21 protein-coding genes and 1 tRNA gene are annotated in these 17,141 nt (G+C 58.0%); 16 read left to right on the top strand and 6 right to left on the bottom strand.

From position 1 onward, the window contains the following. Positions 1 to 121: 121 nt before the first annotated feature. On the bottom strand, positions 122 to 424 hold the full coding sequence (locus tag FGA82_RS30350; RefSeq protein WP_093432157.1) for a hypothetical protein: 303 nt from the start codon (positions 422 to 424) through the stop codon (positions 122 to 124). A 371-nt stretch (positions 425 to 795) separates the two neighbouring features. On the opposite strand from FGA82_RS30350, the gene thrS reads away from it, so the two are divergent. The 9 genes from thrS (at position 796) to FGA82_RS30305 (ending at position 8,248) form a co-directional block, all read left to right on the top strand. Further along, positions 796 to 2,718 carry a threonine--tRNA ligase gene (gene thrS, locus FGA82_RS30345; protein WP_007913488.1) on the top strand — a complete coding sequence of 641 codons (1,923 nt, stop codon included), beginning with the start codon at positions 796 to 798 and terminating at the stop codon, positions 2,716 to 2,718. Next, on the top strand, positions 2,718 to 3,269 hold the full coding sequence (infC, locus tag FGA82_RS30340; RefSeq protein ID WP_171057393.1) for a translation initiation factor IF-3: 552 nt from the start codon (positions 2,718 to 2,720) through the stop codon (positions 3,267 to 3,269). Before thrS ends, infC begins: the two co-directional genes overlap by 1 nt. Positions 3,270 to 3,329: 60 nt before the next feature. Further along, positions 3,330 to 3,524, top strand: a complete 195-nt coding sequence (rpmI, locus tag FGA82_RS30335; RefSeq protein ID WP_002553160.1) for a 50S ribosomal protein L35 — start codon at positions 3,330 to 3,332, stop codon at positions 3,522 to 3,524. A gap of 28 nt (positions 3,525 to 3,552) precedes the next feature. Beyond that, a complete protein-coding gene (rplT, locus tag FGA82_RS30330; protein WP_007913489.1) occupies positions 3,553 to 3,909 on the top strand; it encodes a 50S ribosomal protein L20 in 357 nt (118 codons plus the stop codon). 109 nt (positions 3,910 to 4,018) lie between these two features. Further along, the gene (gene pheS / locus FGA82_RS30325) at positions 4,019 to 5,035 is read left to right on the top strand and encodes a phenylalanine--tRNA ligase subunit alpha (protein WP_003226365.1); all 1,017 of its coding nucleotides are present in this window, start codon (positions 4,019 to 4,021) and stop codon (positions 5,033 to 5,035) included. 26 nt (positions 5,036 to 5,061) lie between these two features. After that, positions 5,062 to 7,440, top strand: coding sequence for a phenylalanine--tRNA ligase subunit beta (gene pheT / locus FGA82_RS30320; RefSeq protein WP_141129942.1), 2,379 nt, complete (start codon positions 5,062 to 5,064; stop codon positions 7,438 to 7,440). A 3-nt stretch (positions 7,441 to 7,443) separates the two neighbouring features. Next, complete coding sequence (gene ihfA / locus FGA82_RS30315; RefSeq protein WP_002553164.1) at positions 7,444 to 7,746, top strand: integration host factor subunit alpha; 303 nt, start codon at positions 7,444 to 7,446, stop codon at positions 7,744 to 7,746. Beyond that, positions 7,727 to 8,083 (top strand): MerR family transcriptional regulator, encoded by a 357-nt coding sequence (locus FGA82_RS30310; RefSeq protein WP_003179985.1) that lies wholly within the window; start codon positions 7,727 to 7,729, stop codon positions 8,081 to 8,083. The genes ihfA and FGA82_RS30310 overlap by 20 nt, the downstream gene beginning before the upstream one ends. An 88-nt stretch (positions 8,084 to 8,171) precedes the next feature. Next, a tRNA-Pro gene (locus FGA82_RS30305) sits at positions 8,172 to 8,248 on the top strand. 213 nt (positions 8,249 to 8,461) lie between these two features. Here FGA82_RS30305 and FGA82_RS30300 read toward each other — a convergent pair. Further along, positions 8,462 to 8,617: a hypothetical protein gene (locus FGA82_RS30300; RefSeq protein WP_249384304.1), complete on the bottom strand. Its 156-nt coding sequence runs from the start codon at positions 8,615 to 8,617 to the stop codon at positions 8,462 to 8,464. A 197-nt stretch (positions 8,618 to 8,814) separates the two neighbouring features. On the opposite strand from FGA82_RS30300, the gene FGA82_RS30295 reads away from it, so the two are divergent. After that, positions 8,815 to 9,054, top strand: coding sequence for a YceK/YidQ family lipoprotein (locus FGA82_RS30295; protein ID WP_141129940.1), 240 nt, complete (start codon positions 8,815 to 8,817; stop codon positions 9,052 to 9,054). Between the two features lie 98 nt (positions 9,055 to 9,152). On the opposite strand, the gene FGA82_RS30290 is transcribed toward FGA82_RS30295, so the two are convergent. From FGA82_RS30290 to FGA82_RS30280, 3 genes are all read right to left on the bottom strand, one after another. Further along, positions 9,153 to 9,710 (bottom strand): NADAR family protein, encoded by a 558-nt coding sequence (locus FGA82_RS30290; protein WP_141129938.1) that lies wholly within the window; start codon positions 9,708 to 9,710, stop codon positions 9,153 to 9,155. 77 nt (positions 9,711 to 9,787) lie between these two features. Continuing rightward, positions 9,788 to 10,399, bottom strand: coding sequence for a type II secretion system protein GspJ (locus FGA82_RS30285; RefSeq protein ID WP_141129937.1), 612 nt, complete (start codon positions 10,397 to 10,399; stop codon positions 9,788 to 9,790). Beyond that, positions 10,396 to 10,857 carry a GspH/FimT family pseudopilin gene (locus tag FGA82_RS30280; RefSeq protein ID WP_141129935.1) on the bottom strand — a complete coding sequence of 154 codons (462 nt, stop codon included), beginning with the start codon at positions 10,855 to 10,857 and terminating at the stop codon, positions 10,396 to 10,398. The genes FGA82_RS30285 and FGA82_RS30280 overlap by 4 nt, the downstream gene beginning before the upstream one ends. Positions 10,858 to 10,971: 114 nt before the next feature. Here FGA82_RS30280 and FGA82_RS30275 point away from each other — a divergent pair, with 114 nt between their 5' ends. Then, positions 10,972 to 11,403, top strand: a complete 432-nt coding sequence (locus FGA82_RS30275; RefSeq protein ID WP_141129934.1) for a type II secretion system protein N — start codon at positions 10,972 to 10,974, stop codon at positions 11,401 to 11,403. A 6-nt stretch (positions 11,404 to 11,409) separates the two neighbouring features. Here FGA82_RS30275 and gspI read toward each other — a convergent pair whose 3' ends face one another. After that, positions 11,410 to 11,796, bottom strand: a complete 387-nt coding sequence (gene gspI, locus FGA82_RS30270) for a type II secretion system minor pseudopilin GspI (RefSeq protein ID WP_034152659.1) — start codon at positions 11,794 to 11,796, stop codon at positions 11,410 to 11,412. 146 nt (positions 11,797 to 11,942) lie between these two features. On the opposite strand from gspI, the gene gspG reads away from it, so the two are divergent. From gspG to gspD, 5 genes are all read left to right on the top strand, one after another. Then, positions 11,943 to 12,392, top strand: a complete 450-nt coding sequence (gene gspG, locus FGA82_RS30265; protein WP_016984958.1) for a type II secretion system major pseudopilin GspG — start codon at positions 11,943 to 11,945, stop codon at positions 12,390 to 12,392. A gap of 7 nt (positions 12,393 to 12,399) precedes the next feature. Continuing rightward, complete coding sequence (gene gspK, locus FGA82_RS30260; RefSeq protein ID WP_141129933.1) at positions 12,400 to 13,386, top strand: type II secretion system minor pseudopilin GspK; 987 nt, start codon at positions 12,400 to 12,402, stop codon at positions 13,384 to 13,386. Next, the gene (gspL, locus tag FGA82_RS30255) at positions 13,383 to 14,561 is read left to right on the top strand and encodes a type II secretion system protein GspL (RefSeq protein ID WP_141129931.1); all 1,179 of its coding nucleotides are present in this window, start codon (positions 13,383 to 13,385) and stop codon (positions 14,559 to 14,561) included. Before gspK ends, gspL begins: the two co-directional genes overlap by 4 nt. After that, positions 14,554 to 15,096: a type II secretion system protein GspM gene (gspM, locus tag FGA82_RS30250; RefSeq protein ID WP_141129930.1), complete on the top strand. Its 543-nt coding sequence runs from the start codon at positions 14,554 to 14,556 to the stop codon at positions 15,094 to 15,096. The genes gspL and gspM overlap by 8 nt, the downstream gene beginning before the upstream one ends. Then, a partial coding sequence (gene gspD, locus FGA82_RS30245; RefSeq protein WP_141129929.1) for a type II secretion system secretin GspD occupies positions 15,093 to 17,141 on the top strand: 2,049 nt, incomplete at its 3' end. The genes gspM and gspD, both read left to right, overlap by 4 nt.

Here is a 17,141-nt window from a genome sequence, read left to right as displayed (position 1 = left end):
CAAGGCTTTGCGCGGAACGTAAAGACAATAAAAAAACCTGTAAAACCTGCATAAATCGTCTGAAAAGGCTCAAATTCAGCCCTTTTCAGGGGCGCTGAGCCGAATCAGAACGCTTTTTTTCTCACTTTTTCGCCGGGGTATTTGCCTTGCATTTGGCAATCTGACCGAGCGCTTTCTGTTGCAGTTCAGGGGTGGCCTTATTGTCCATCAGCGCCTGAATGTCGGCTGCAGGATAAGACTTGATGGCATCAGCGCCACAAGCGCAATGCGATTTGGCTGCAGCAGCGCCGATTTGCGGAGTCGCCGCCTGGGTGCACTGGGCCATGTACTTCTCGCGCTCGCCCTTCGGCCAGTCGGCGTGGGCACTCAGCGGCAGCAGCATAACGATAGGGGCGACGACGGCGAACAGGGTATTCAGACGCATGCGAGGATGCTCCTTGTGGGTCAATGTCTTGTTATCTGAGGGCTGAAGGGGCCATCAAGTTCAGCACTCTGGCATAAAAACAGACGATTTGCCTTCTGATCAAACAGAGGCATAAGTGACCGCTCATCTGTGCTAGGATGCCGGGCTCATGCGTTCTCAGGCTCCGGATGACCTTCAGTCCCGGCAGCGGTCAACGTGCGAATATTTCGATTTGAATCCCAGTCACTCTGGTTCGGTTTTCCGGTTGGCCGCAAGGCTCCTGCCGCTGTAAGGCAGGCGTTCGTCATTGAATGGCCTGGATCGGATCTTGTACTGGCTCATCCCAACCCACGTGACCTTTGGTAGGGGTCACCACTAGGAGAGGAGGCGCCATGCCAACTATTACTCTTCCCGACGGCAGTCAACGTTCATTCGATCACCCGGTTTCCGTAGCCGAGGTCGCCGCATCCATTGGTGCCGGTCTGGCCAAAGCCACCCTGGCCGGCAAGGTCAATGGGCAACTGGTCGACGCCAGCGACATCATCAGCAGCGACGCGACCCTGCAAATCATCACGCCAAAGGATGAAGAGGGGCTGGAGATCATTCGCCACTCTTGCGCTCACCTGGTTGGCCACGCGGTCAAGCAGCTGTACCCGACTGCGAAAATGGTCATCGGGCCGGTCATCGACGAAGGCTTCTATTACGACATCGCCTTCGAGCGTCCTTTTACTCCGGACGACATGGCCGCTATCGAACAGCGCATGCAGCAGCTGATCGAAAAAGATTACGACGTGATCAAGAAAGTCACTCCGCGCGCCGAAGTGATCGAAGTGTTCAAGGCCCGTGGCGAAGATTACAAGCTGCGCCTGGTCGAGGACATGCCGAACGAACAGGCCATGGGTCTGTATTATCACGAAGAATACGTCGACATGTGCCGCGGTCCGCACGTGCCGAACACGCGCTTCCTGAAATCCTTCAAGCTGACCAAGCTGTCTGGCGCCTACTGGCGCGGCGACGCCAAGAACGAGCAATTGCAGCGCGTTTACGGCACCGCTTGGGCAGACAAGAAGCAACTGGCGGCTTACATCCAGCGCATCGAAGAAGCTGAAAAGCGCGATCACCGCAAGATCGGCAAGCGTCTGGGCCTGTTCCATACCCAGGAAGAATCCCCGGGCATGGTGTTCTGGCACCCGAACGGCTGGACTCTGTACCAGGTGCTCGAACAGTACATGCGCAAGATCCAGCGCGACAACGGCTACCTTGAGATCAAAACCCCTCAAGTCGTTGACCGCAGCCTGTGGGAGAAATCCGGGCACTGGGCCAACTATGCCGACAACATGTTCACCACTCAGTCGGAAAACCGCGACTACGCCATCAAGCCGATGAACTGCCCGTGCCACGTGCAGGTATTCAACCAGGGCCTGAAGAGCTACCGCGAGCTGCCGATGCGTCTGGCCGAGTTCGGTGCCTGCCACCGTAACGAGCCGTCGGGTGCGCTGCACGGCATCATGCGCGTGCGTGCGTTCACTCAGGACGACGCCCACATCTTCTGCACTGAAGAGCAGATGCAGGCTGAATCCGCTGCATTCATCAAGCTGACCATGGACGTTTACCGCGACTTCGGCTTTACCGATGTCGAGATGAAGCTGTCCACTCGTCCGGAAAAACGCGTCGGTTCCGACGAGCTGTGGGATCGCGCTGAAGCTGCATTGGCTGCAGCCCTTGATTCTGCGGGCCTGCCGTACGATCTGCAGCCGGGCGAAGGTGCGTTCTACGGTCCGAAGATCGAGTTCTCGCTGAAAGACTGCCTCGGCCGCGTCTGGCAATGTGGTACTCTGCAGCTCGATTTTAACCTGCCTGTCCGTTTGGGCGCTGAATACGTCTCTGAAGACAACAGCCGCAAACACCCAGTGATGTTGCACCGTGCGATCCTCGGTTCCTTCGAGCGTTTCGTCGGGATTCTGATCGAGCACTACGAAGGTGCGTTCCCTGCGTGGCTCGCGCCAACCCAGGCGGTGATCATGAATATCACTGATAAACAGGCAGATTTTGTTGCAGAAGTTGAAAAAACTCTCAACGAAAGCGGATTTCGTGCCAAGTCCGACTTGAGAAATGAAAAGATCGGCTTTAAAATCCGCGAGCATACTTTGCTCAAGGTTCCCTATCTTTTGGTTATCGGAGATAAGGAAGTCGAGATGCAGACTGTCGCTGTGCGTACTCGTGAAGGTGCTGACCTGGGCTCGATGCCCGTCGCCCAGTTCGCTGAGTTTCTCGCGCAAGCGGTTTCCCGGCGTGGTCGCCCAGATTCGGAGTAATTATTATTAAGCGTGAAATGAGACAAGATAAACGAGCTGCACCGAAAGCCCCGATCAACGAGAATATCTCGGCACGCGAGGTTCGGTTAATTGGCGCTGATGGCGAGCAGATTGGCATCGTCTCGATTGATGAAGCGCTTCGTATTGCTGAAGAAGCAAAGCTTGATCTGGTGGAAATCTCCGCAGACGCAATCCCACCGGTTTGCCGTGTGATGGATTACGGCAAATCGATCTTCGAAAAGAAGAAGCAGGTTGCCGCGGCGAAGAAGAACCAGAAGCAGATTCAGGTAAAAGAAATCAAGTTTCGTCCAGGGACGGAGGAAGGGGATTACCAGGTAAAACTGCGCAACCTGGTACGTTTCCTGAGTGATGGGGACAGGGCCAAGGTATCCTTGCGATTCCGCGGCCGTGAGATGGCCCACCAGGAGCTGGGGATGGAACTCCTCAAGCGGGTTGAAGCTGACCTGCTCGAGTACGGTTCGGTCGAACAGCATCCTAAGATGGAAGGACGCCAACTGATCATGGTCATCGCCCCGAAAAAGAAGAAGTAATCAACAGGGCACGGCAGGCCTTCTGATTATGTTTATCAACTGAATGCGGAGTATCCGAACATGCCAAAAATGAAAACCAAAAGTGGTGCTGCTAAGCGGTTTCTGAAAACTGCTAACGGTATCAAGCACAAGCACGCTTTCAAGAGCCACATCCTGACTAAAATGTCGACCAAGCGTAAGCGTCAACTGCGCGGTAGCAGCTTGCTGCATCCGTCTGACGTGGCAAAAGTCGAGCGCATGCTGCGCCTTCGTTAATTTTAGTCAAGAATAGAGGAAGTAACTCATGGCTCGTGTAAAGCGTGGCGTCATTGCCCGTAAGCGTCACAAAAAAATTCTGAAACTTGCTAAAGGCTACTACGGCGCACGCTCGCGCGTATTCCGTGTTGCCAAGCAAGCGGTAATCAAGGCAGGCCAATACGCCTACCGTGACCGTCGTCAGAAAAAACGTCAGTTCCGCGCTCTGTGGATCGCTCGTATCAACGCTGGTGCTCGTGTTAACGGTCTGTCCTACAGCCGTTTCATCGCTGGCCTGAAAAAAGCGTCCATCGAGATCGACCGTAAGGTTCTGGCTGATCTGGCAGTGAACGAAAAAGCGGTGTTTGCTGCGATTGTCGAGAAAGCTAAAGCCACCTTGGCTTAAGTACCCCCGACAATCACCCGGTCTCACTTCCGTGGGGCCAGGTGGTAAACGTCTTAAATAGGGGAAGAGCCTTCAAGCTCTTCCCCTATTTTGTATCTGGAGTCTGTACATGGAAAACCTGGATGCGCTGGTCTCTCAAGCACTAGAGGCTGTGCAAAGCGCTGAAGATATCAATGCCCTGGAGCAAATCCGGGTTCAATACCTTGGCAAAAAGGGTGAATTGACTCAGGTGATGAAGACCCTGGGGAATTTGCCGGCAGAAGAGCGTCCGCAAGTCGGCGCCCTGATCAACGTTGCCAAGGAACGTGTCACAGGCGTTCTCAATGCGCGCATGGCTCTGTTTGAAGAAGCCGAACTGGCTGCCAAACTGTCTGCCGAATCCATTGACGTGACGTTGCCGGGCCGTGGCCAGACCTCCGGTGGTCTGCATCCGGTGACCCGGACTCTGGAACGTGTCGAGCAGTTCTTCACCCGCATCGGCTACGGCATTGCCGAAGGCCCTGAGGTCGAAGACGACTATCACAACTTCGAAGCGCTCAACATCCCAGGCCATCACCCGGCCCGGTCGATGCATGACACCTTCTATTTCAATGCCAACATGCTGCTGCGCACCCATACCTCGCCGGTACAGGTCCGCACCATGGAATCGAAACAGCCGCCGATCCGCATCGTCTGCCCAGGCCGTGTGTACCGCAGCGACTCCGATATCACCCACTCGCCGATGTTCCACCAGGTCGAAGGCCTGCTGGTTGATCGCGACATCAATTTTGCCGATCTCAAAGGCACCATCGAAGAATTCCTGCGGGTGTTCTTCGAGAAAGAGCTGGCCGTACGTTTCCGTCCTTCGTACTTCCCGTTCACCGAGCCATCCGCTGAAGTCGATATGGAATGCGTGATGTGCAGCGGTAAAGGCTGCCGCGTCTGCAAGCAGACCGGCTGGCTGGAAGTGATGGGCTGCGGCATGGTTCATCCGAACGTGCTGCGCATGTCGGGCATCGATCCGGAAGAGTTCTCCGGTTTTGCCTTCGGCATGGGCGTCGAGCGTCTGGCCATGCTCCGTTACGGCGTGAACGACTTGCGTCTGTTCTTCGACAACGACTTGCGGTTCCTCGCGCAATTTCGCTAGTCGTAACGAATTCTTAGGAGAGCAGGATGAAATTCAGTGAACAATGGCTGCGTGGCTGGGTTAGCCCGCAGGTAAATCGCGACGAGCTGGTTGCTCGTCTGTCGATGGCTGGCCTGGAGGTCGATAGCGTGACCCCGGCCGCCGGTGTTTTCAGTGGTGTTGTGGTGGGCGAGGTGCTGAGCACCGAGCAGCACCCTGATGCTGACAAGTTGCGCGTGTGCCAGGTCAGCAATGGCGCGGAAACCTTCCAGGTCGTATGCGGTGCGCCAAACGTGCGTCCGGGTCTGAAGATTCCGTTCGCCATGATCGGTGCTGAGCTGCCGGGCGACTTCAAAATCAAGAAAGCCAAGCTGCGCGGCGTTGAGTCTAACGGCATGCTCTGCTCGCAAGCCGAACTGCAGGTCGGTGAAGGCAACGACGGTCTGATGGAACTGCCGGCCGATGCGCCGGTGGGCGAAGATTTTCGTGTGTATCTGGATCTGGAAGACGCCAGCATCGAGGTCGACCTGACCCCGAACCGCGGCGACTGCCTGTCCCTGGCTGGTCTGGCCCGTGAAGTCGGCGCGCTGTACGACGCGCCGGTGACCCGTCCGGTGGTCATGACCATTCCTGCCGTGCACGACGAAGTGCGTTCGGTAGATGTGCTGGCGCCTGCCGCGTGCCCACGTTACCTGGGCCGCGTTATCCGTAACGTTGATCTGTCCAAGCCAACGCCGCTGTGGATGGTTGAGCGTCTGCGTCGCGCCGACGTGCGCAGCATCGACGCTGCCGTCGACATCACCAACTACGTGATGCTCGAACTGGGTCAGCCACTGCACGCTTTCGATCTCGCCGAAATCAATGGCGGCATTCGTGTGCGCATGGCGGAAGAGGGCGAGAAGCTGGTGCTGCTCGACGGTCAGGAAGTCAGCCTGCGTAGCGATACGTTGGTGATCGCCGACCACACCCGCGCGCTGGCGATTGCCGGTGTCATGGGTGGCGAGCACAGCGGTGTCTCCGCGACCACTCGCGATGTATTCCTGGAAAGTGCGTTTTTCGACCAGATCGCTGTGGCGGGCAAGGCTCGTTCCTATGGCCTGCACACCGATGCGTCGCACCGTTACGAGCGTGGCGTTGACTGGCAACTGGCCCGTGAGGCCATGGAGCGCGCCACTGGCCTGCTGCTGGAAATCACTGGCGGCGAAGCTGGCCCGATCATCGAGACCGTCAGCGAGCAGCATCTGCCGTCGATCGCGCCGATCACCCTGCGTTCCCAGCGCATCACCCAGATGCTCGGTATGGAAATGGATTCCGCTCAGGTTGAGCGTTTGCTCGGCGGCCTGGGTCTCGGTATTTCCGCCGACGGTGAAGGCCAGTGGCGCGTAGAAGTGCCAAGCCATCGCTTCGACATCAGCCTGGAAGTCGATCTGATCGAAGAGCTGGCCCGTCTGTACGGCTACAACCGTCTGCCGGTTCGTTACCCGCAAGCGCGTCTGGCGCCGCAAGCCAAGGCTGAAGCGCGTAGCGATCTGCCGGAGCTGCGTCGTCTGCTGGTGGCGCGTGGTTACCAGGAAGCGATCACTTACAGCTTCATCGATCCGCGTCAGTTCGAACTGTTCAACCCGGGCGTCGAGCCGCTGTTGCTGGCCAATCCGATCTCCAATGACATGGCTGCCATGCGCTCGTCGCTGTGGCCAGGTCTGGTCAAAGCGCTGCAGCACAACCTCAACCGTCAGCAGGATCGCGTGCGTCTGTTCGAAAGCGGTCTGCGCTTCGTTGGTCAGTTGGAAGGCCTGAAGCAAGAGCCGATGCTGTCCGGCGTGGTTTGCGGTAGCCGTCTGCCGGAAGGCTGGGCGCAAGGTCGCGACACCGTCGATTTCTTCGACGTCAAAGCTGACGTTGAGGCTGTGCTGGGCTTTGCCGGTGCACTGGATTCGTTCACTTTCGCTCCGGGCAAACACCCGGCGCTGCACCCGGGTCAAACCGCGCGCATCGAGCGCGAAGGGCGTGAAGTCGGTTTCATCGGCGCTATTCACCCGGAATTGTCGAAGGCACTGGGTCTGGACCGTCCAGTCTTCGTTTTCGAGCTGGTTCTGGCGGAAGTGGCACTCGGTAAAATGCCGAAATTCCACGAGTTGTCGCGCTTTCCTGAAGTGCGTCGTGACCTTGCACTGATTGCGCACAAAGACGTCGCGTCCGCAGCCGTACTGGACGTAATCCGTGAAAATGCAGGCGAATGGCTCACAGATCTCAGGCTGTTTGACGTGTATCAGGGTAAAGGTATTGATCCTGATAGAAAAAGCCTTGCAGTTGGCTTGACCTGGCAGCATCCATCGCGCACTCTTAATGACGATGAGGTGAATTCGACGACGCAAAATATCCTCACCTCGCTCGAACAAAGGTTGAACGCCACGTTAAGGAAGTGACGTATGGGGGCTTTGACGAAAGCTGAGATGGCGGAACGTCTGTATGAAGAGCTGGGCCTGAACAAGCGGGAAGCCAAGGAATTGGTCGAACTGTTTTTCGAGGAAATCAGGCACGCTCTTGAAGACAACGAGCAGGTCAAATTGTCCGGTTTCGGCAATTTCGACCTTCGGGACAAACGCCAGCGGCCTGGCCGCAACCCGAAAACGGGGGAAGAAATCCCGATCACGGCTCGCCGTGTGGTCACCTTTCGTCCAGGGCAGAAGTTGAAGGCCCGAGTTGAGGCTTATGCTGGAACCAAGTCATAACGACGAACTACCCGTCATCCCGGGCAAACGCTACTTCACCATCGGTGAAGTCAGCGAGCTGTGTGCCGTAAAGCCACACGTGCTGCGCTACTGGGAGCAGGAGTTTCCTCAACTCAACCCCGTCAAACGCCGCGGAAACCGCCGGTATTATCAGCGCCAGGACGTGCTGATGATCCGGCAGATCCGCGCGCTCCTTTACGATCAGGGTTTCACCATCGGCGGCGCACGCTTGCGTTTGTCCGGCGATGAAGCCAAAGACGACACGACCCAATACAAACAGATGATTCGGCAGATGATTGCCGAATTGGAAGATGTGCTGGTGGTTCTCAAGAAATAAAAAGCTGCGTTTGAATACTTCCAGTTTTCAAAAGCTTGCGCTATATTCTTGAGCGTTCTTCGAGGTGAAGAACGGATGCAAAACCAGTCGGGGCGTAGCGCAGTCCGGTAGCGCACTAGCATGGGGTGCTAGGGGTCGAGTGTTCGAATCACTCCGTCCCGACCATAATTCCTGATTTAAATCAGACACTTAAGCCGATCACCTAGATCGGCTTTTTTGTGCCTGCACAAAACTACCCGGTAATTTCGTCGAGAAGGCCTAGATTCACTCCGGCCCGACGATCTTTGCTGGCATTCAGCAAGTGTGAAACACCATTAAAAATCAGAAATCGCCTCTGCACGAGAATTGATGCCTTCCTCGACATCTGATTCCTCACGTCTACGCGTAGTAGAGGTTCAGCGCAATCAGCTCAAACACAGCCACAAATACGCAGAACGCAACGAATCCTCGGGTAAACACCCGGCGAGGCTTTTCATAGCCTTGATAGTTACTGAAGGCGCTGCAAAGATTTCCCAGAAAATCAATAAAGTCCATCAGATCTGCATCCTCGCCTGCATGCTTCACGCATCTTGCCAATTCCAGTCTGGTTGATATTTCTCATTGTCCTTACGATGGGCCTCGGTAGTCGGCGTAGAGCTCTACTCCACCCACGTGGGTGGCCCTTTGTAGAGGGAAAGTCATCTGCAACCCCGTTCACGCAGCTCAGTATCAATAAGTAATAAGGACGTTAAGTGTTTCAAAAACTGATGTTACTGGTGTTGATCGCCAGCTCAAGCGGCTGTGCAGCAACGGCCATGCGGATGGATTATGACAAGCATCGATGCCCCTACATCGGTGTTCGGCTCGACTGGTGGTTGGTCGGTACATCCAAAGGCAAGTTGATTCCCTTTTTACTGATCGACGCGCCATTTTCATTGGTGGTCGATACAGTATTCTTCCCCTTTGAATATCAATACACCTGCAATTTATGACTTACGGGTAGTGCAACCTAGAGCGGTATAAAACTCCCGTAGAAAAGCCTTGGCATGTGCCAAGGCTTTTTCGTTTCTGATGCCACCGCCGATAAAACTCAGGACGATCCGACCCTGCCGTCCCGAACCTGCATCAATGCAAACCCCAGAAGATTCAGGCCTTTCCACAGATTCGGATCGTTCACATCTGGGTGATCTTGCGCGAGTCCAATTCCCCAAATGCCATCAACCGGGCTCGCTTCGACAATGACCCGAGATCCAGTGCGCATCAGGAATTCGTTCAGTTCCGGATTTTGGGGAAACTTGGCTTGGTTTGCCCGGACGACGATGTCGTATCGGTGTTGCAGCCAGAGTGGGTCGTTGAACCCGCGCACCTTGCGGCCGAGGGCTTTGGCGGCGTTCGGGGTCGGGGCCAGCAGTACTTGTGCACGAATTTCCTGATCGTCGAACAATGCTGCCTTCTCGGCCATCATGAAGTGTTCGGCTGTCGGGTAGCGTTGCCCCTCGACAACGAATTCGGCTTCGTACCACTGGCTGAAGCACGAAGCCGTGACGGCGTCTTTACTTCGCTGGTGTCCCCAGAAAAAGGTGAAATCCAGAGGCTCTCCAGCGTTGAAGCGAGCGCGTAGATCTTCGAGAAGTTTAGAGTCGTGCAATGAGATTTCCTCGGTAACTGACGTTCGACGTTACAGTTGCTGTGCGTGTCAGGGCAATACGCAATATTGCCCTGACACTAATCCAGTGGACCCAATACCTGGCGGTAGTGTTCTTCGCCTTGAGGCGTCTGCCGGGTCAGGCGGATTTCCAGGCCTTGGGGGTTTTCTTTGCGGTTGCCGCTGAGCTGGCGCCAGCCCATCTCGGGTTCCCAGACGCGTACTTGCAGGTCGCTGATGCTGTCGAGCACCGCCACTGCCTGTTTCGGCGCAGGCAGCGGGTAGCGATCACGTGGCGTGGCGGCGGCGCGGTACAGGGTTTGATCTTTCAACCACCAGCGCACGCGCTGCAAGCCGTTCTGCGAGGTGGCTGCACTGCGGATCACGTCAAGACGAAAGCGCTGGTCGTCGGCGCTGCGCACGCTGATTGCCGCTGGCTGCCCGGATCGTTGGTCATCGTTGTCATTCAACTGTGGTTCGCGCAATTCGATGCTGGCGCGCAAGGCGATATCTCGTTCCAGTTGATGCAGCGTGCGCAGCAGTGCTTCGGTGTGTTCGGTGCTCGCCTGCAGGTGCGTGTCGGCGCGGGTCACGCTGTCCAGACCGCGCCAGGCAATCAGGCTGACGATCGCCATGAGCAGGATCGCGACCATCACTTCGATCAGGGTAAAACCCTCTTGCCGGCTATTCATGGCTGGTTGGCCAAGGTCAATTTGCCCGTGGCTGTGCGTTGCACGGTGAGCGTGTTCTGGCCGTCCGAGAGTTGCAGTTGCAAGGGCGAATCGAACCACTCGGCGTTCAGTATCAGCGGCTGCCTGGGTGTCACTCGCACCTTCATTGACGGCGTTTCCCAATGACGCGGACGCAGTTGCGGATCGGCGAGGAAGTGATCGAAGCCGGGGCCTTGTTCATTGCGACGGCTGAAACGAAAGCCGTTTTTGTCCGCCAGCCAAGTGATCGGGCGTCCATCGGCCAGGGCTTCGGCATGGGCGATTTGCAGCAACTGGATCAAGCGATTGGCGTCTTTGCGCAGCAGTTGCGCCGGGTCAGGCTTGATACTCAGGCTGACGGCGGCGCTGGCAATGCCGATGATGATCAACACCACCATCAATTCGATGAGGGTGAAGCCCGTTTGTCTGTCCTTGGTCATACCGCAACGTTCCTTCGTCGTGAGTCCATCCTGGCGGATTCGAACCATCAATCCCGATAGAAAAGCGAATGTTGTCCTGTAGACTGCGACGCAGGACAACAGGGAGGTTGGGTCTTGGCATTTACTTTTCGCTTATCCGCAACGCAGCTTGTGCAATCGGCGGCGCTGATCGCTGCACTGGCAGGGGGACTGTTCTGGTCTGCGCTGTTGCTGACGCCGGCACAATCCCACGTTCCGGCAGTGGACCCCCAAGTGCTGCCGACGCGCGCCGACACAGCGGCTTTGCAGTGGTTTTCCAACCAGCCGGCACCGTTGAATATCAAAGTTTCCGGAGTGCTGGCAGGGGCGCACGCTGCGGTGGCAATTCTAAGTCTCAACGACGGTCCGCCGCGCAGTTTTCTGGTGGGTGATCGCTTGGCCCTGGGTGTGCGCGTGATCGCCATTGAACAGGATGCGGTGGTCATTGAGCGTGGCGCAGAACAGAGCCGATTAAAAGTCAGCACGCTGCCAGACCCCCCGTCGCTGCCTCGGTTGACTCGACCCTAAGCAGGGTCATTGGCGCTTTTCCTGCGGCCGGCCGAGTAACGTTTCGAGTCGCGCCAGGGGGGGCGCCTGACGTTCGCGATCCGAAACCAGCAGCGTCACGCGCATCAGTCGTCCGTCGGTGCTCGGCGTCACGCGTTGATCACAGCGCAGTTGCAGGCGACCTTGATCACACTCGAAGGTTTTCAGTCCCGGGGCAAAGTCTTCTTCCAGACGCAGTTCGGCGAGCCGGGTCTGCGCCGCCAGCAAAGCGATCGAGCGATCGCGCAACAGGCCATTGCTCTGAGTCATCAGCCCCGCAACGCGAACGGCCGCAGACATGGCCACGGCGATGATTGCCAAGGCCACCAGAACCTCGATGAGGGTGAAACCTCGCTCCTTGCGCAACGCTTCCATGCTTGTCTCTGCGGTTGAAACCGGCCCGCAGAATAACACCCGTCCTTTGGCGAATGTGCAGAAAAACAGTGCGTTAATGATTGTTGTACGATGACTGGCTTTTGTTACACTGCGCGCCGAATGTAATCATGCCAAGGAAGGTTGAAATGGATTTCGCGCGCGTCAAATCTCAGTCCGCAGGCCGTCGAGGCCAGCAGGGTTTTACCCTGATCGAAATCATGGTGGTGGTTGTCATCCTCGGCATTCTGGCTGCGATGGTCGTGCCCAAGGTGCTCGACCGACCTGATCAGGCCCGAGCCACTGCGGCGAAACAAGACATCGCCGGTCTGATGCAGGCGCTCAAACTTTACCGCCTCGACCACGGCACTTATCCGACCCTGAATCAGGGCTTGAAAGTGCTGGTGGAGCGCCCGGCGGATGCGAAAAACAGCAACTGGCGCTCTTATCTGGAGCGCTTGCCCAACGACCCGTGGGGTCGTCCTTACAACTATCTGAATCCTGGCGCGAACGGTGAGATCGACATCTTCTCCCTCGGCGCAGACGGCCAACCCGACGGCGACGGCGTCAATGCCGATATTGGTTCCTGGCAGCTCTGAGAGCGGCATGAAATCATCCTCGCCACAGGCGCAGAAACAGCGCGGCATGGCCATTATCAGCGCCTTGCTGATTGCCGCCGTGGTTGCGGTGATCGCCGCTGGCATGCTCACCCGGCAGAGCGTCTCTACCCGTTCTCTTGAAGCGGAACAGTCCCGAGTGCAGGGCGCTGCCGCACTGTTGGCGGGGTTGGAGCTCAGTCGGCAACTGCTCAGGGACACGCGTCAACAGGACGCGCTGACCCGGCTCGACCAACCCTGGGCGCAGCCTGTCAAAAGCCATTTGTTGAATGCGCCGGGGGGCGGTTTCGAGGGGCGCATCGAGGATCAGCAGGGCAAGTTCAATCTGCGCAATTTACTCAGCAATGAGCGCGTCGATGGCGGACAGTTGCGCAGCTTCGAACGGCTCTGCGAAATGATCGGAATCGATGCTGCCCTCAGCCAGCGCATCAGCCAGCGCGTCATTGCCTCCTACCCGAGAATGCCCGACCTGCAAGCCGCCGGGCAGAGTATGGCGCAGACGGGTTTCGACGGCGTCCGTGCGACGTCACCGAGTGCGCGTCGAAGGCCCTTGCCGGCCACTCAGCCGATGTTGCGCAGCCTTGATGATTTACGTGGCCTCGAAGGCATGAACGAGGATCTGCTTGGTCGCTTGAATCAGTATGTCAGCCTGATTCCGGCCAAGACCTGGGTCAACGGTAATACTGCCAGCGCCGAGGTATTGGTGGCGGTGGTACCGGGTTTATCGCTCGCGCAGGCCAGGGCCGTGGTGGGAGAGCGCGATCGTGGCCAGTGGTTCATCAATCGCGGGGACTTCGTCAACCGTCTGCACTTGCCGCATCTGACCGTCGACGGACTGAACGTCGGCATCAGCAGCGATTGGTTTCTGCTGCGCGGACACGCGCGTCGTGACCAGCGCCGCGTCAGCTTGGATGCGTTGCTGCATCGGCCTGCCGACGACATGCCGAAAGTGGTCTGGTCGAGGCTCGGCGTATGACTCGTCTGCGCGTCGCCTTGCCGCCGCTGGCGGGTTTCACCTCAGACTCTGAGGTTGAATTTGCGCGCCTGGATCGGCACGACCAGGTCAGTCAGACCGGTGTCAGTACGCTGTTGCTGATTGAACAGGAGTGGCCGTTACAGCCCGTCGAATTTTTTCTGCATCCGGCGGACAGCGTACTGACCAGTTTGCAGTTGCCACCGCTGACGCCGGTGAAGATCGATGCGGCGGTGAAGTGTGCCGCGCAGGCGCTGATTCTGGGTGGCACTGAACAAATGTACGTTGCACACAGTGCTCGTGAGGTCTCAGGACAAGTGTCGCTGACCTGGCTCGCGCAGGCATCTCTGGATCGTTTCGGGCAGTTATTGGCTCAGCACCGATTGAAGCTGCGAGGCCTTTACCCGGCGCCTTACGCTTTGCCGGTGCCAGCGCAGGGGCAGGTCAGCGCCTGCGTGTTGGACGGGCAATTGTTGCTGCGCTTCAGCCGCACGCAGGCTTCGGTAGAACCGTTGGCGCAGGCGCGTCTGGATGAACTCGTCACCAGTGGTCGCGGCTTGCAGTGGATCGGCGCGGATGCTCCTGCAACAGTCGTCGAACCACGACCTGCGGAGCAGCGCTGGTGCGGCGTTGCGCCCGGATGGGGGTTGCATGCAGGCATCGGCAAGGCTGCCGGCCCCGCTCGCGGTTGGGGCAAGGCTGTCTTCTGTGGTGCTTTGGCGATTGCGATCTGGGTGTCGGGGCTGAATCTTTACGCGGCCCGTGAAGTGACCCAAGGCGAGCAGCTCAAGGCGCAAATGAGCCAGCGGGTGAAGCAGGCTTTTCCAGAGTTACCGGTGATTCTCAATCCGTTGCAGCAGGCTCGCCAGCAACTGGCGGCTCGGCACAATGGGGTGGCGGCCGACGCGAATCATGGGTTCGCCTACCTGGTGCAACACGCCGCGAGCGCGCTGCCGTTTATGGCGGGCAGCGTCCAGCGCATGACCTTTGAGCAGGGACGTTTGCAGTTGGAGTTGGCCGCCGACACTGCGCAGGCATCCGCCGACGGCGCATTGCCGGGAGCGCTGACGCAGGCCGGGTTGGTCGCCAGACGCGAAGACAACGTGTGGATTTTCACCCCGCAGGTTGAGCCGGCAGCGATTGAGGACGATGCCGTCATGGACAGCGACGATGAATAATTTACTGACGATCTATCGGGCTCGCTGGCTGCTGCTGCGAGCACAGATTCATCGGCATTGGGCGCCGCTGAGCTTGCGCGAAAAACGCCTGGTCGCGGGCACCGCATTGATGTTGGGGGGCGTGCTGGTCTGGCTGCTGCTCGTCCAGCCACCGCTGAAAAAAATTCAACATTGGCAAACCGAAACGCCGAAGTTGCGTGGCCAGGCCGAAGCGCTGGATCTGTTGTTGCGCGAGGTGGCGACAGCGCCCATTGGGCAAAACTTTGAGCGGTCATTGCAGCAATCTCTCGATGGCGGCGGGCTGCTTGGTCACTACCAATTGCAGGCAGTTGGCACCGCTTGGCAGTTGACGTTCGAGGATGCGCCCGCTGATGCCGTCATCAGTTGGCTGTTAATCCACCCCGTGCAGTTTTCACTTGAAGTGGTCGAGGCTCGTTTGCAGCGTGCAAGTGAGGTCAAGGTCGATGATACGGCAGGCACTCTGTCGGGAACCGTTCGCATGGATCAGGCGCTGGGCGCTAAGGAAGCTTCATGAAGTGGTCAGGTTCCAATTATGTACGTACGGCCGCGCCGGTTCTGTTGTTGGCACTGAGCGCATGCAGCAACACCACCCCGTCACAGAATCAACCGCCGTTGCTGGTCGACAGTGAACTGGGCCGGCCGCTGGCGAACACCCAGCGTAGCGGCGACGCGGTGCTCGACCGCGAGCGTGCACAGGCACAGGCGCGACCTGTGCCGAAGCAATTGCACAACATCTCCAAAAGTTCGCGTAGCGGGGCGGCGTCTTCGGGAATTGCGTTGCCGAGTAATCCTTTGGGCGATCAACCGGTGACGCTGAATTTTGTCGACGCGGATATTCAAGCGGTGGTGCGCGCGTTGTCGCGTTCGACCGGGCAGCAGTTTCTCGTCGATCCTCGGGTGAAGGGCACGTTGACGCTGGTTTCCGAAGGTCAGGTGCCGGCGCGGCAGGCGTACGACATGTTGTTGGCGGCGTTGCGCATGCAGGGTTTCAGTGTGGTTGATGTTGGCGGTGTCGCGCAGGTAGTGCCGGAGGCCGATGCGAAGCTGCTGGGTGGGCCGATTTACAGTGCTGACAAACCGGCCGGTAACGGCATGCTCACACGGACGTTTCGCCTGCAATACGAGAACGCGGTGAACCTGATTCCGGTGCTGCGGCCGATCGTTTCGCCGAACAATCCGATCAACGCCTACCCGGGCAATAACACCATCGTTATCACCGATTACGCCGAGAACCTGACCCGCGTTGCGCAGTTGATTGCGAGCATTGATTCGCCGAGCGCGATCGACACGGATGTGGTGCAGATCCAGAACGGCATTGCCGCTGACATCGCGCCGATGGTCGCGGATTTGCTCGATGCGCCGGGTAATGATCCGACGCAGAAAATCGCGGTGATTGGCGATCCACGTTCCAACACCATCATCATTCGCGCCGGCAGTCCGGAGCGTACCGAGCTGGCGCGCAATCTGATTTACAAACTGGATAACGCGCAGAGCAATCCGAGCAATCTGCATGTGGTTTATCTGCGTAATGCGCAGGCGGCGAAACTGGCGCAGGCGCTGCGCGGTTTGCTCACCGGCGAGAGTGACAGTGGCACCAGCGACAGTGCGCGCTCGGTGCTCAGTGCCATGGGCGCAAGTACTGGCGGTAGCACTGGGCAGAACGGCCAGAGTGGTACGCAAAGCGGCAGCACATCGACCACTAACAGCAGCGGCAGCACGGGCGGCAGTTACGCGCAGGGCAGCACTGGCAGCACAACCGGCAGCGGCGGTGCGCAAAACAGCGAGCAGAACGTCGCCTTCAGTGCCGGCGGCGTGACCATTCAGGCTGACGCCACCACCAACACCTTGCTGATTTCTGCGCCAGAACCGCTGTACCGCAACCTGCGTGAGGTGATCGATCTGCTCGACCAACGTCGTGCGCAAGTGGTGATCGAAAGCCTGATCGTCGAAGTGGGCGAGGACGATGCCAGTGAATTTGGTGTGCAGTGGCAGACCGGCAACCTCGGCGGTAAAGGCGTGATCGGTGGCGCGAATCTGGGCGGTTCGGGGATCAACACCAACGGCAAGACCAGCATCGACGTGCTGCCGCAAGGTTTGAACCTGGGCTACGTCAACGGCACCGTGGATATCCCCGGCATCGGCAAGATTCTTGACCTGAAAGTGCTGGCCCGGGCGTTGAAGAGCAAGGGCGGCACCAACGTGCTGTCGACGCCGAACCTGCTGACCCTGGACAACGAAGCGGCGAGTATTTTTGTTGGCCAGACCATTCCGTTTGTCAGCGGCAGTTATGTCACGGGCGGTGGCGGCACCAGCAACAACCCGTTCCAGACCGTGACCCGAGAAGAGGTCGGTTTGAAGCTCAATGTGCGCCCGCAGATTTCCGAGGGTGGCACGGTGAAGCTTGATATCTATCAGGAAGTCAGCAGCATTGATGAGCGGGCTTCGGCCAGTGCCAATTCTGCGGGGATTGTCACCAACAAACGGGCGATCGATACCAGCATCCTGCTGGATGACGGGCAGATCATGGTGCTCGGCGGCTTGCTGCAGGACGGTTACAGC

The sequence above is a fragment of the Pseudomonas fluorescens genome (assembly GCF_005938625.1).
Classification (GTDB): Bacteria; Pseudomonadota; Gammaproteobacteria; order Pseudomonadales; family Pseudomonadaceae; genus Aquipseudomonas; species Aquipseudomonas fluorescens_BD.
The sequence above is the reverse complement of the archived record's forward strand: the minus strand, read 5'-3'. Positions and strand labels throughout refer to the sequence as shown.